Raw genomic sequence first — 14,033 nt, forward strand, 5'->3', positions numbered from 1 at the left:
GTGCCTGAACGGACCACCGGACACGCCGCTAGCAGAATCGGTCCAGCAAGGCAAACGTCGCAACGTCGGTAACAGCGCGGACACGGGAGCTTGACACAACTCCGTGGCGCGAACCACACTCCCCCAAAACCTGGGAGCGCTCCCAGAACGTTCACCGCCGATCAACTGAGGAGTTCTCGTGCGCTACCGTCGAGCAGGCTTGGCCAAAGTCCTGGCCTGCACCGCAGTGCTTGCCACAGTCGCCACGGCCTGTGGCTCGGGAGGGTCGGGTACCTCGCCCGACGGCAAGGTCGAGCTCACCATCGCGACCTTCAACGAGTTCGGCTACGAGGAACTCCTCAAGGAGTACGAGGCCGCGAACCCGAACGTCAAGGTCACGCAGCGCAAGACCGGCCAGGGTGCCCCGCACCACCAGAACCTGTTCACCAAGCTGGGCGCCGGCTCCGGCCTGGCCGACGTCGAGGCCGTCGAAGAGGGCTTCCTGAGCCAGGTCATGGCCAAGTCGGGCCAGTTCGAGGACCTCAAGGAGATCGGCCCGAAGGACGTCCGCGAGGACCGCTGGCTGCAGTGGAAGGTCGACGCGGTCACCACCAAGGACAACAAGCTCATCGGCTACGGCACCGACATCGGCCCGCTGGCCATGTGCTACCGCAAGGACATGCTCGCGGCCGCGAACCTGCCGTCCGACCCCGAGGGCGTCAAGGCCCTGTTCGCGACCTGGGACTCGTACTTCGAGGCCGGTGACAAGTACGTCAAGGCGACCGGCAAGCCGTGGTTCGACTCGGCCGCGCAGATCTTCAACCCGATGCACAACCAGGCCGAGACCGGCTACTTCGACCGCGACGACAAGCTCGTGATCGAGACCAACGACGACAAGAAGATCTTCGACCAGGTCACCGCCGCGGTCGCGGGCGGCCAGTCGGCCAAGCTCGCCGCCTGGAGCCCGGAGTGGGAGACCGGCTTCAAGGAGTCGGCGTTCGCCACCAAGACCTGCCCGTCCTGGATGCTGGGTGTCATCGAGGGCAACGCGGGCCCCGACCACAAGGGCAAGTGGGCCGTCACCGCGGCCTTCCCCGGCGGCGGCGGCAACTGGGGCGGCTCGTACCTGACCGTCCCGAAGCAGGGCAAGAACAAGGCCGAGGCCGCCAAGCTGGCCGCGTGGCTGACCGCGCCGGAGCAGCAGATCAAGGCGTTCAAGGCCAAGGGCACGTTCCCGAGCCAGACCCAGGCCCTGATCTCGCCCGAGCTGCTGAACCAGACCAGCGAGTACTTCGGCGGCGAGAAGGTCGGCCTGCTGTTCGCCGAGCAGGCCAACAAGGTCGCGGCCGCCCAGTACAAGGGCCCGCAGGACGGTGAGATCCAGGACAACGTCGTTTCCCCGGCGCTGACCTCGGTCGAGCAGGGCACCTCGCCTGAGGACGCGTGGAAGCAGGTCGTCGAGGGAGCCAAGAAGGCTGCCAAGTAATGACGACCGAGCTCACGGTCACGCGCGGGCGGGGCGCCGAGCCCCGCCCGCCGCGGCGCGACGACAACGATGACATCGGTCCGGGCAAGTTGAGCTGGCGTTACCGGCTCACCCGCCTGGACGTGAAGTTCTCGCCGTACGTGTACATCGCCCCGTTCTTCATCCTGTTCGCCGTGGTGGGCCTGTTCCCGCTGCTCTACACCGCCTACATCTCCCTGTTCGAGTGGGAGCTGGGCGCGGACGAGCAGCCGTTCGTCGGCATCGAGAACTACACCGCGCTGTTGGCCGACTCGCAGTTCTGGAACGCGATGGTCAACACGTTCAGCATCTTCGCGATCTCCACGATCCCGCAGCTCATCATCGCGGTGCTGCTGGCCGTGCTGCTCAACACCGCGCTGCGCGGGCGGACCGGCTGGCGGATGGGCGTGCTGCTGCCCTACGTGGCCAGCCTCGTCGCCCTGACCATCATCTTCGGCGACCTGTTCGGCGTGCAGTACGGCACCGTGAACAACATCCTGGAGCTGTTCGGCATCGACCGGATCGACTGGCAGGCCGACCGCTGGTGGAGCCACGTCGCCATCGCCACCATGGTCAACTGGCGCTGGACGGGCTACAACGCCCTGATCGTGCTGGCCGCCATGCAGGCCATCCCGCGCGACGTCTACGAGGCGGCCTGGGTCGACGGCGCGAGCAAGGTGCGCCAGTTCACCAGCATCACGCTGCCGATGCTGCGCCCCACCCTGATCTTCGTGGTCGTCACGTCGACCATCGGCGGTCTGCAGATCTTCACCGAGCCGTTGCTCTTCGCGCCCTCGGCGGGCGCCAACGGCGGCGCGACCCACCAGTACCAGACGGTCGTGCTCTACATGTACCAAGCCGGCTTCCAGAGCCAGGACCTCGGCTACGCCTCGGCGATGGCGTGGGTCCTGTTCCTGGTCATCATCGCGATCGCGGGGATCAACTTCCTGCTCACCCGCAGGCTCGCGTCCAGTGGGGAGGCGTGATGGCGACCATCACCGACCGGCCGACCGTCACCGGGCCCAAGCCGGCCAAGCGGCGGGGCTCGAAGAGGATCTCGCTCGCCGACCGGCGGCCCGGCTTCGTCGTCTACGGCATCCTGATCGCGTTCATCCTGGGCTCGGCGTTCCCGTTCTACTGGTCGTTCCTGGTGGCCAGCCACGACGACCAGAAGTTCACCGCCGACGCACCCCTGCTGCCCGGCGGGAACTTCTTCCACAACGCGGGCCGCGTGCTCGACACGATCCCGTTCTGGAAGGCGCTGGGCAACAGCATCCTGGTCTCCGGCACGGTCACCCTGTCGGTGGTGGTGCTGTCGACCCTGGCCGGGTTCGCCTTCGCCAAGCTGCGGTTCAAGGGCCGGGGACCGCTGATGGTCTTCGTGGTCGCCACGCTCGCCGTGCCCACGCAGCTCGGCATCATCCCGCTCTACATGGCGATGGCGGAGTACGGCTGGTCCGGCACCCTCGGTGCGGTCATCATCCCCAACCTGGTGACCGCGTTCGGCGTGTTCTGGATGCGCCAGTACATCGCCGACGCCGTGCCGGACGAGCTGATCGAGGCAGCCCGCATGGACGGGTGCAGCATGATCCGCACGTTCTGGCACGTGTGCCTGCCCGCGGTGCGCCCGGCCGCCGCCATGCTCGGCATCTTCACGTTCATGATGTCGTGGAACGACTTCCTCTGGCCGTTGATCGTGCTCAACGCCGACAACCCGACGATGCAGGTCGCCCTGGAGAAGTTGCAGAGCGGCTACTACGTCGACAACTCGCTCGTGCTCGCCGGGACCACCATGGCCACGGTCCCGATTCTGATCGTCTTCCTCGTACTCGGTCGGCAGATCGTCGCCGGGATCATGCAGGGTGCTGTGAAGGGGTAGCTGTGGAGTCGATTTCCTTTCCCGAGGGATTCGTGTGGGGCGCCGCGACAGCGGCGTTCCAGATCGAAGGCGCGACCACCGCGGACGGTCGCACCGCGTCCATCTGGGACACGTTCTGCAAGGTCCCCGGCGCGGTGGTGGGCGGCGACACGGGAGACCCCGCCGCCGACCACTACTACCGGGTCGACGAAGACGTCCAGCTCATGGTCGACCTCGGGCTGCAGGCCTACCGGTTCTCCACGGCGTGGCCGCGCATCCGCCCGGACGGTGGTCCGGTCAACCAGGCCGGCCTGGACTTCTACTCCCGGCTGGTCGACAAGCTGCTCGAGAACAACATCGCCCCGTGGCTGACCCTCTACCACTGGGACCTCCCGCAGACCCTGGAGGACGAGGGCGGCTGGGCCAACCGCGACACCGCGTACCGCTTCGCGGAGTACGCCGAGTCGGTCGTCGGCGCGCTCGGCGACCGGGTGGACAACTGGACCACGCTCAACGAGCCGTGGTGCTCGTCGCTGCTGAGCTACGCCGCCGGCGTGCACGCGCCCGGCCGCCAGGAGCCGGAGGCCGCCGTCGCGGCCGTGCACCACCTGCTGCTGGCCCACGGCCTGGCCACCGCGGCGATCCGGGAGCAGGCGCCGAACGCCAAGATCGGCATCACGCTCAACATGTACCCGATCATCCCGGCGGACCCGGAGGACCCGGCCGACGTCGACGCCGCCCGCCGGCTCGACGGCCTGCAGAACCGGATCTTCCTGGACCCGCTGTTCAAGGGCGAGTACCCGGCGGACATCGTGGAGGACCTGGAGCCGTACGGCTTCTCGAAGCACATCCGCGAGAACGACCTGGAGATCATCTCCGCGCCGCTGGACCAGCTGGGCGTGAACTACTACGCCGAGCACTTCGTCAGCGGCACGCCGGAGCCCGCCGCGGCCGACTCCTCGGAGCAGGTCCAGACCAACGGCCGTCGCCCGACCGGGTCACCGTGGGTCGGCGCGGAGCACGTCTCGTTCCCCAGCCGCGGCCTGCCCCGCACCGACATGGACTGGGAGGTGCAGCCGGACGGTCTGTACAAGGTGCTCATGCGCGTGCACCAGGACTACCCCAGCATCCCGATGTACGTCACCGAGAACGGCGCGGCCTACCGCGACTCGATCAGCGACGACGGCTCGATCAACGACCCGGAGCGGCTCGGTTACATCGAGTCGCACCTCAGGGCGGCGCATGAGGCGATCGAGGCTGGTGTGGACCTGCGCGGTTACTTCGCGTGGTCGCTCATGGACAACTTCGAATGGGCCGAGGGTTACGCCAAGCGGTTCGGGATCGTGCATGTCGACTACGAGACCCAGGTGCGGACGCCTAAGATGAGCGCCATGTGGTACTCGCAGGTTGCCCGTGGCAACGCTCTCGCGGCGACGGTCGCTCCGTGACAGATGCCGTTGACCCGCCCAAGGCGCGACGACCCAACACCCGGCTCGAGGAGGTCGCTCGTGCAGCCGGTGTGTCGAAGTCGACCGTCTCCCGGGTGATCAACGGCGAGCCGTACGTCAGTTCGAGAGCCCGCGAGGCCGTGCACCAGGCCATCGGGAAGCTCGGGTACAGCCCCAACCAGGCGGCTCGGACGCTCGCGGGCAGCCGGGCCAACTGCATCGCGATGGTCGTGTCCGAGCAGGGCAGCCGGGTGCTGAACGACCCGTTCTTCGCGGGTGTGCTGCGCGGCGTGCACGCCGAGCTCGCGGGCAAGCGGGTCCAGCTCGTGCTCATGATGAGCAAGGAGGGTGACGAGCAGGACCTCGTCAACTACCTATGCGGCGGCCACGTGGACGGCGTGCTGGTGATCAGCCTGCACGGCCAGGACCCGCTGCCCCGCACGCTCGCCGACGCGGGCCTGCCGACCGTGGTCTGCGGCAGGCCGCTCGGCGCGGGCGGAGTGCCCTATGTGGACTCGGACAACTTCAACGGCGCCATGGAGGCGGCGCGCTACCTGGTCTCGCAGGGCCACAAGCGCATCGCCACCATCGCCGGTCCCCGGGACATGGCGGTCGGCATGGACCGCCTCTCGGGCTGGAAGCGCGGGCTCAGCCAGGCCCGGGCCGACACCGACCTGGTCGCATACGGGGACTTCACCCCGGAGAGCGGCGCCGCGGCCATGGCCGACCTGCTCAAGCGGGCGCCGGACCTGGACGCGGTGTTCGTCGGCGCGGACATCATGGCGCTGGGCGCGTTGCAGACCCTGCACGCGCACGGCAAGCGGGTGCCCGAGGACGTGGCCGTGGTCGGGTTCGACGACCTGATGATCGCCTCCACGGCGGTGCCGCCGCTGACCACGATCCGGCAGGACGTGGAGCAGCTGGGGCGCACGATGACGTGGCGGCTGATGGCGGAGCTGGCCGGCGAGGAGAACCTGCCGCCGTTCCTGCTCCTGCCGACCTCGATGGTCACCCGTTCGAGCGCCTGACGCCGAACGTCGGAACACCTGCCGCGACCCGGGCCCAGACCCGGGTCGCGGCGTTTTCGAATCGATTCGAAGTCCGCGTTCGACCGGTTGGGCGCCTGCCGTCGATCACTCAGCGCACTTCACTCGGATGGCCTAAGCGCGCACCCTTGCCGTCGACCGATCCGGCCGGCTACGGTCCAATCCAGCTATCTGGGAGCGCTCCCAGAGTCTGACGATCCCCCCAAGAGCCCGGGGGGAGGCGGATCCCTCTCGCCCACCGCCTCCTCCCACCCCAGCGCAAAGGAGCGCAGCACGATGGCTCGACGCACGGGAGTGCAGCCGTGAAGCGGCTCTTCGCGTTGCTCACCGCGGCCGTGGCCGCGCTCGGCGTCGTGCTGGTGACCGCCGCCGCCGACCCCGCGACGTCCACCGCCGCCGCGGCCGTGCCCGCCCAGTCGTACAACTGGCGCAACGTGGAGATCCAGGGCGGCGGGTTCGTGCCGGGCATCGTGTTCAGCCCGGCCGAGCGGAACCTGATCTACGCGCGCACCGACATCGGCGGCGCCTACCGGTGGGACCAGGCGACCGGCCGCTGGATCCCGCTGCTGGACTGGGTCGGCTGGGACGAGTGGGGCTACAACGGCGTGGCGAGCATCGCGCCGGACCCCAAAGACGCGGACAAGGTGTACGCCGCCGTCGGCATGTACACCAACAGCTGGGACCCGAACAACGGCGCGATCCTGCGTTCGTCCGACCGGGGCAAGACGTGGCAGCGGACCGTGCTGCCGTTCAAGGTCGGCGGCAACATGCCCGGTCGCGGCATGGGCGAGCGGCTGTCGGTCGACCCGAACGACGGCCGGGTGCTGTACTTCGGCGCGCCCAGCGGCAAGGGCCTGTGGCGCAGCACCGACAGCGGCGCCACGTGGGCGCAGGTGGCGAGCTTCCCCAACCCGGGCAACTACGTCGCCGACCCCAACGACACCAACGGCTACGCCAACGACATCCAGGGCGTGGTCTGGGTGACCTACGACCCGCGGTCCTCGACGGCCGGCAGCGCCACCAAGACGATCTACGTCGGCGTCGCCGACAAGGAGAACACCGTCTACCGCAGCACGGACGCGGGCGCGACGTGGACCCGGCTGGCCGGCCAGCCGACCGGCTACATCGCGCACAAGGGCGTGCTGGACACCGCGGGCGGCTTCCTCTACCTGGCCACCAGCGACACCGGCGGCCCGTACGACGGCGGCAAGGGCGACGTCTGGAAGTACGACACCGCCACCGGCGCGTGGACGCGGATCAGCCCGGTCCCGTCCAGCAGCGCGGACAACCACTTCGGCTACAGCGGCCTGACCGTCGACCGGAAGAACCCGAACACGCTGATGGTCGCCACCCAGATCTCCTGGTGGCCGGACATCGTCATCTTCCGCAGCACCGACGGCGGCGCGACGTGGACGCGGGCTTGGGACTTCACCAGCTACCCCGACCGCAGCTTCCGCTACACCATGGACATCCGGACCTCGCCGTGGCTGAGCTGGGGCGCGAACCCGCAGCCGCCGGAGGTCAGCCCGAAGCTGGGCTGGATGGTGGAGTCGATGGAGATCGACCCGTTCGACTCCAACCGGATGATGTACGGCACCGGCGCGACCATCTACGGCACCACGGACCTGCTCAAGTGGGACAACGGCGGCCAGATCACGCTCAAGCCGACCGCGGCGGGCCTGGAGGAGACCGCGGTGCTCGACCTGATCAGCCCGTCCCAGGGCGTGTCGCTGATCAGCGGCCTCGGTGACATCGGCGGGTTCCGGCACACGAGCCTGACCACGGCGCCGTCGATGATGTTCCTGCAACCCAACTTCACCACGACCACCAGCCTCGACTACGCCGAGGGGAACCCGACGGTCGTCGTGCGCTCCGGCAACGTCGACGGCTCGCCGCACGTGGCCTTCTCCACCGACGGCGGCGGCCAGTGGTTCGCGGGCACCGAGCCCGGAGGGGTGACCGGCGGCGGCACGGTCGCCGCGGCCGCCGACGGCGGCCGGTTCGTGTGGAGCCCGGCCGGCGCGGCGGTGCACTACTCGGTGGGCTTCGGCAACTCGTGGACGCCGTCGGCCGGCATCCCGGCGGGTGCCGTGGTCGAGTCCGACCGGGTCGACCCGAAGAAGTTCTACGGCCTGGCGAACGACACCGTGTACGTCAGCACCGACGGCGGCGCGACGTTCACCGCGGGTGCCACCGCGGCCGTGAGCAAGCTGCACGCGGTGCCCTCGCGCGGCGGCCACCTCTGGCTGGTCGGCGAGGGCGGGCTGTTCCGCTCGACCGACTCCGGCAAGACGGTCACGCCCGTCGACGGGGTGACCTCGGGGATCAACATCGGCTTCGGCAAGCCCGCGCCGAACAAGACCTACCCGTCGCTCTACGCGGTGCTGACCATCGACGGCAAGACCGGCGTCTACCGGTCCGACGACGAGGAAGGCCGGGGCTGGGTCCGCATCAACGACGACGCCCACCAGTACGGGAACATGGGCGAGGCCATCACCGGCGACCCGAACGTCCACGGCCGGGTCTACCTGGGCACCAACGGCCGGGGCATCCTCGTCGCGGACCCGACCGGTGGTCCCACCAGCAGCAACACCCACCCCACGGACTCGTCGTCCAGCACCACGACGACGACCACCACCACGACTACCACCGGCACGACCACGAGGACCACCGTCACCGACGAGCCGCCACCCGGCTGCTCGGTGCGGTACCAGGTCGTCAGCCAGTGGGGAGGTGGCTTCACCGGCTCGGTGAGGATCACCAACACGGGTACCAGCCCGCTCAACGGCTGGAACCTGCGCTGGTCGTTCGCGAACGGCCAGCGGATCACCAACAGTTGGAACGGCAAGGCGTCGCAGAGCGGCGCCGCCGTCTCGGTGACCAACGAGGGCTGGAACGGGACCATCGCGGCGCGTGGCTCGGTGGACTTCGGATTCCAGGCGAGCTGGCAGGGCAGCAACGTCTCACCCACCGGCTTCACGCTGAACGGTAGGTCCTGTTCCTCGGTCTGAGGACGATTTATCGCAGCCCTCGTTTGGCCTGGCGGCGCAGCTGCATTATCCGGGCTGCGCCGACCAGGGCCACCAGGATCGCGCCCGCGATCGCGGCGAACAGCAGCGCCACGCCCAGCGGCAGCGTGCCCGCCACGCCGAGGAAGTGGATCGTGGCGTCGGTCAGGTTCTGCAGGATGAACACCAGCAGCACGATCAGCACGACGATCGACGCCAGCACGGCCACCCACGTGCCGCTGATCCTGGTCGGCCTGAGCTTCGCCGGCTGCCCGGTGGTGCGGTCCCGCGTGCCGGGTGGCGGGACCGTCGGCACCGGCTCGACGGTGCCCGGCCCGTTCCCGGGCCCGCCCACCGCCGACGGGGCGTCCGGGATCGGGCTCGTGGGCAGGGCTTCCGTGCGGTCGTCGTCCCGCGGCGTCGTCACGGCGTGATTATCGACCTGCCGGCGCCCGCCCGCCAATCAGCTGCGCCGATCGGCCGCGCCGACCGACCGGGGCAGGCAACCGGGCCGATCAGCCGCACGGGCGGTTGTACTCCAGCGCGCCGACGTACTGCTGCCACTCCTCGCGGGTGATGTGGGTCTCGACGTCGTCGCACATCTCGCGCACCGCCGTGTCGAAGTCGAACTCCCAGGACCGCGTCGTGCCGTTCGACCTGGTCGTGACCACCTCGGTCGGGTGGTCGCCGAACCCCACCGCGTAGACGCCCTCGGTGAGCCCGTTGATCCGGCCGCGCTCCTCGGGCGGCCGCCGCAGGTCGGACACGTCCCACAGCGCCACCTTGTCCTGGACGCCGACGCTGGCCAGCGCGGTGCGGTCGCGGCGGAAGCCCAGCGCCTGGACCGCTCCCCGGTGCGCCTTCACCGACGAGAGCTCGTCCGGCGCCGACGGGTCGGTCAGGTCGTACAGCCGGATCTCGCCCGTCCCGGTGCCCAGCGCCAACAGGCGCTCGTCGTGCGACAGGGCGACGGCGGTGATGTTGAACGCGGTGTCCAACGCGGTGATCCGCTCCGGGCGCTCCGGGTCGGACACGTCCCACAGCCGGACCACGCCCAGCACGTCGTAGGTCGCGACGAGCTGCCCGTCCGGGCTGTAGACGATCCCGACGAGCGGCCGGGAGTGGCCGGGCAGGATCGAGGCCTGGACCGGGTTGGCCGGGTCCGACCAGTCCCAGACCGCGACCACCTCGGAGTCGGACGCGGTGACCAGGGTGCGGGCTCGGGCCGGGTCGAACGCCAGCCGCGCCACCGGGAAGTCGAAGGTGTGCACGACCTCGGCGGTCACGTCCGTGACGTCCCAGACCTTGCCCAGCCTGTCCACCACCGTGGTGGCGAATGCCCGGCCGTCACCGTTCACCGCGACCGACGTCACGGTCTCGACGGCCGGTCCGATCACGCGGGTGTTCGTCTGCGTCTCGCCGTCCGGCCGACGTCCCTGCGCGGACGCGAACGCCGCGCGGACGGCCGTGTCCGGCTCATCCGACGCGTTCGCGCTGAGCACGCCGTTGCGCGTCTCGTCGTTCGGGTTGAGCTTGTGGGCGACGATGGCGAGCTGGTTGGCCAGCGGCACGTCGCTGCTGCGCAGGCCTTGCGACTGGTTGGCCACGTACCAGGCCGCGGCCGACGTGGCCTCCTTTTCCGCGTTGATCGCGAGCACCACTGCGGTGCTGGCGAGCACCAGCAGCACGGCCAGCAGCGCCACGAGTTGCCGCAGCCTGCGGGTGCGCCGATGCGCGAGCAGCCGTTCGTGATCGCGGGCCTGGAGGCTCTCGGCCAGGAAGTCGCGCTCCTGGGCGCTGGTGCGCACGCCGTCGCGCTGCGTCCACTCGACCGCGGTGTCCAGCCGCGTCCCCCGGTACAGCGCGTCGGGGTCGCGGCCGAGCGAGTTCCAGGTCGCCGCGGCCTCGGTGAGCTGCCGCATGGTGCGCAACCCGTCGCGGTCCTCGGCGAGCCAGCCGCGCAGCCGCGGCCAGGAGCGGATCAGCGCCTCGTGCGCGATCTCCACGCTGTCGCGGTCCAGGGTGAGCAGCCGGGCGTGCGCCAGCCGGTCGAGCACCACGTCCACGTCCACGTCGTGGTCGAGCTCGGCGCGCGGCAGCCGCCGCTTGGTGTCCTCGGTGCCGTCGCCGAGCGCGGTCAGCCGCAGGAACACCTGCCGCGCCAACACCCGCTGGTGCCGCTCCAGTGACGTGTAGGTGCGTTCGGCGGTCTGCGCGATGGCGTGCTGGATGCCGCCCGCGGCCTCGTAGCCCGCCAGCGTCAACGTGGTGCCGCGCCGCCGCCGCCAGGTCTCCAGCAGCGCGTGCGACACCAGTGGCAGCACGCCCGGCTGACCGGTGGCGTCCGCGACGAGCCGGGACACCAGCGCCGTCTCGACCGTGCACGACGCCTTCACCGCGGGCTGCATGATCACCTGGCGCAGCTCCTCGGGACCCATCGGCCCGAGCAGCAGCTGCCCGTCGGTCAGCGCCTCCACCAGTGCCGGGTGCTGCGCGCAGTGCCCGTAGAAGTCGGCCCGCACGCCGATCACGACCCGGCAGCGGGCGGTCAGCAGCGCGTCGACGTAGGCGGTGCGCTGGTCGACGTCCTGCCACAGCGTGAAGACCTCTTCGAACTGGTCCACGATCAGCAGGTCCGCGTCCAGGTCCGGTTCGGCGGTCTCGCTGGGCGAGGTGACCACGGCCCGCCCGGTCACCCGCGGCACCAGGCCCGCGCGCAGCAGCGACGACTTGCCCGCGCCGGACGCGCCGAACACCGCGACGAACCGGCGGTGCGCGATGCGCTGCTCCAGGTCGTCCAGCAGGTGGTCGCGGCCGAAGAACCACTCGGCGTCCTCGGTGCCGTAGGCGGCCAGGCCCGCGTACGGCGGGTGGCGGCCCTCGTCGGAGTCGGGGTCCGGGCTGGGCAGCACCTCGGCGGCGACCTGCCGCCACCGGTCCTCCCACTCGGTGACGTCGCCCTCGCAGGCGCGCACGTAGGCCAGCGTCACGGCGAGCGTGGGCAGCTTGCGCCCGCCCGCCGCGTCCGACAACGTCGTCGCCGAGTAGTGGGCGCGCGCGCCCAACTGCCGATAGCTGTAGCCGCCCGCCTTGTCCCGCAACGACCGCAGGTCGGCGGCGAACTTGAGCAGCAGGCTGTCACCGACGTCCAACGGGCGCTCTCCACGCGGCACCGGTTCACCCCCTGGCAGTTCTCTCGACAATTGTCCGCAGCGACAAACGTGCCGTCCAGGCTGTCAGACGAGCGCTCGCCGCGTGCCCGCTTCCGGCGCGTGCATTCGGGTGAACAGGTCCGGCGCACTTCGCCAGTGTGTTCGCGTTGCTCGCGGCGGGCGGGCACGACGAGCCGATTCGCCTGATCACGAACCTCCAGCGGACCCGGCACCCCGGAGCGCTAGGCTCGACGGGGTGCCACGCCTGATCGTGTTGAACGGCCCTCCCGGGTGCGGCAAGTCGACCATCGCGCGTCGTTACGCGGACGACCACCCGCCGACGTTGGCGTTGGACGTCGACCGCGTGCGCGACCTGGTCGCCGGTGACCTCGGTGAGGCCGGTCGCCTGGCGCGCGACATCGCCATCGCCGCCGCCCGCGTGCACCTGACCTCGGGCCACGACGTGGTCGTGCCCCAGTTCCTCGGCCGTCCGGAGTTCCTGGACCGCCTGGCCGACCTGGCCGCCGAGCTGGGTGCGACCTACCACGAGGTCGTGCTGATCGACTCGCGGGAGAACGCGATCCGCCGCTTCACCGAGCGTGCCACCGTCCAGGCCACCCCGGCGGAGCTCTCGACCATGTACGACAACCTGCAAACGATCATCGCCACCCGCTCGCCCCACCTGATCCCCTCGGTAGAGGGTGACCCGGCTCACACCTACCGCACTCTCCTGGCCGTCCTGAACGTAGAACTCGGGGTACCTGAACGTAGGACTCGCGCGACCTGAACGTAGGACTCTCGCGCGTGTCCTACGTTCGGAACGCGCGTGTCCTACGGTCAGGTCGCGCGAGTTGAACGCTCAGGTCAGGGCGGTGGTTACGTACGGGTCGGGGTCGGCCAGGATCGCGCGGACGGCGGTGGTCGCGGCGCCGCGGACGGCCGCCTCGGCGCCCAGCGACGACGCCACCACCCGGACGGGTGACCACTCGGCGCTGACCACGCGGCGGTCCAACTCGGCGTGCAGGGGTTCCTGGAGCCACGGTTCCAGGCGTGCGTAGGTGCCGCCGAGGACGACCGTCGGCAGGTCCAGCAGGTTGACCGCGCCGGACAGCGCGACGCCCAGCCACCGGGCCGCCGAACGCACCGCCGCCGTGGCCGTGCGGTCGCCCGCGGCCAGCCCCGCGAGCAGCTCGTCCACCCCCGAGACCCCCGCCGCGCGCACGATCTCGTCCTGCCCGGCCAACCGCTCCAGGCACCCCCGCGACCCGCAGGCGCACCGCGGCCCGCGCGGGTCCACCGACAGGTGCCCGATCTCGCCGCCGAACCCGGACACGCCCTCGAACAGCGCGCCGCCGACCACGATGCCCGCGCCGATGCCGATCTCACCGGAGATGTGCAGGAAGTCCGCCGCCACGTCCCCGTGCCACAGCTCGGCCAACGCGGCCAGGTTCGCCTCGTTGCCCACCAGCACCGGCACGTCCAACGCCATCCGCCGGGTCAGCTCGCCCCGCACGTCCACCTCGCGCCAGCCCAGGTTCGGCGCGACCCGCAGCGACCCGCCCGCCACCTCCACCAGGCCCGGCACGGCCACGCCGACCCCGCCGATCGGCACGTCCTGCTTCGCCGCCGTCCGCACCGCCGTCGCCACCTTGGCCAGCACGCGGGCGGGGGAGGAGGAGCGGTTGTCGCTGGGCCGCAGCCACCGCGCCCGCACCCGACCGGTCAGGTCGACCAGGCACGTGGCCAGGTAGTCGACCCCGATCTCCACGCCGAGCCCGTGCGGCCCGGTCGGTGACAGGTGCAGCGCGGTGCCCCGCCGCCCGGGTCCGGACCGGGCCTGCGCCTCGCCCTCGGCGACGAGGTCGGCGCCGATCATCCGGTCGACCAGGCTGGACACGGTCGCCTTGGTCAGCCCCGTGCGCGCGGCCACGGCGGCCCGTGACGAGCCGGGCGCCTCGGCGATGGCGTCGAGCACCAGGGCGGAGTTGTGCCGTCGCACGGTGTGCTGGCTCGCGGGCTGCGGTCTGGACACCACTGG

Annotated in this window: 10 protein-coding genes; 7 read left to right on the forward strand and 3 right to left on the reverse strand. The window is 70.6% G+C overall.

All coding sequences use genetic code 11. From position 1 onward, the window contains the following. Positions 1-178: 178 nt before the first annotated feature. The 6 genes from ACYVLT_RS15165 to ACYVLT_RS15190 all read left to right on the forward strand — a co-directional run bounded on the left by ACYVLT_RS15165 (position 179) and on the right by ACYVLT_RS15190 (position 8,846). Positions 179-1,465: an ABC transporter substrate-binding protein gene (locus tag ACYVLT_RS15165; protein ID WP_461120813.1), complete on the forward strand. Its 1,287-nt coding sequence runs from the start codon at positions 179-181 to the stop codon at positions 1,463-1,465. After that, complete coding sequence (locus ACYVLT_RS15170) at positions 1,465-2,469, forward strand: carbohydrate ABC transporter permease (RefSeq protein WP_461120814.1); 1,005 nt, start codon at positions 1,465-1,467, stop codon at positions 2,467-2,469. The genes ACYVLT_RS15165 and ACYVLT_RS15170 overlap by 1 nt, the downstream gene beginning before the upstream one ends. Then, positions 2,469-3,362: a carbohydrate ABC transporter permease gene (locus tag ACYVLT_RS15175; protein WP_461120815.1), complete on the forward strand. Its 894-nt coding sequence runs from the start codon at positions 2,469-2,471 to the stop codon at positions 3,360-3,362. Before ACYVLT_RS15170 ends, ACYVLT_RS15175 begins: the two co-directional genes overlap by 1 nt. A gap of 11 nt (positions 3,363-3,373) precedes the next feature. After that, positions 3,374-4,789, forward strand: a complete 1,416-nt coding sequence (locus ACYVLT_RS15180) for a GH1 family beta-glucosidase (protein WP_461121128.1) — start codon at positions 3,374-3,376, stop codon at positions 4,787-4,789. Continuing rightward, a complete protein-coding gene (locus ACYVLT_RS15185) occupies positions 4,786-5,817 on the forward strand; it encodes a LacI family DNA-binding transcriptional regulator (RefSeq protein ID WP_360462574.1) in 1,032 nt (343 codons plus the stop codon). Before ACYVLT_RS15180 ends, ACYVLT_RS15185 begins: the two co-directional genes overlap by 4 nt. Positions 5,818-6,137: 320 nt before the next feature. Beyond that, positions 6,138-8,846 (forward strand): cellulose binding domain-containing protein, encoded by a 2,709-nt coding sequence (locus ACYVLT_RS15190; RefSeq protein ID WP_461120816.1) that lies wholly within the window; start codon positions 6,138-6,140, stop codon positions 8,844-8,846. 7 nt (positions 8,847-8,853) lie between these two features. Here the strand turns inward: ACYVLT_RS15190 and ACYVLT_RS15195 are convergent, their stop codons facing one another. Next, on the reverse strand, positions 8,854-9,270 hold the full coding sequence (locus tag ACYVLT_RS15195; RefSeq protein WP_461120817.1) for a LapA family protein: 417 nt from the start codon (positions 9,268-9,270) through the stop codon (positions 8,854-8,856). Between the two features lie 88 nt (positions 9,271-9,358). Beyond that, the gene (locus ACYVLT_RS15200) at positions 9,359-12,016 is read right to left on the reverse strand and encodes an nSTAND1 domain-containing NTPase (protein ID WP_461120818.1); all 2,658 of its coding nucleotides are present in this window, start codon (positions 12,014-12,016) and stop codon (positions 9,359-9,361) included. Between the two features lie 235 nt (positions 12,017-12,251). On the opposite strand from ACYVLT_RS15200, the gene ACYVLT_RS15205 reads away from it, so the two are divergent. After that, positions 12,252-12,782, forward strand: coding sequence for an AAA family ATPase (locus tag ACYVLT_RS15205; RefSeq protein WP_461120819.1), 531 nt, complete (start codon positions 12,252-12,254; stop codon positions 12,780-12,782). A gap of 72 nt (positions 12,783-12,854) precedes the next feature. Here ACYVLT_RS15205 and ACYVLT_RS15210 read toward each other — a convergent pair whose 3' ends face one another. Continuing rightward, positions 12,855-14,027 carry an ROK family protein gene (locus tag ACYVLT_RS15210; protein ID WP_461120820.1) on the reverse strand — a complete coding sequence of 391 codons (1,173 nt, stop codon included), beginning with the start codon at positions 14,025-14,027 and terminating at the stop codon, positions 12,855-12,857. Positions 14,028-14,033: the final 6 nt, after the last annotated feature.

The sequence above is a fragment of the Saccharothrix stipae genome (assembly GCF_054781895.1).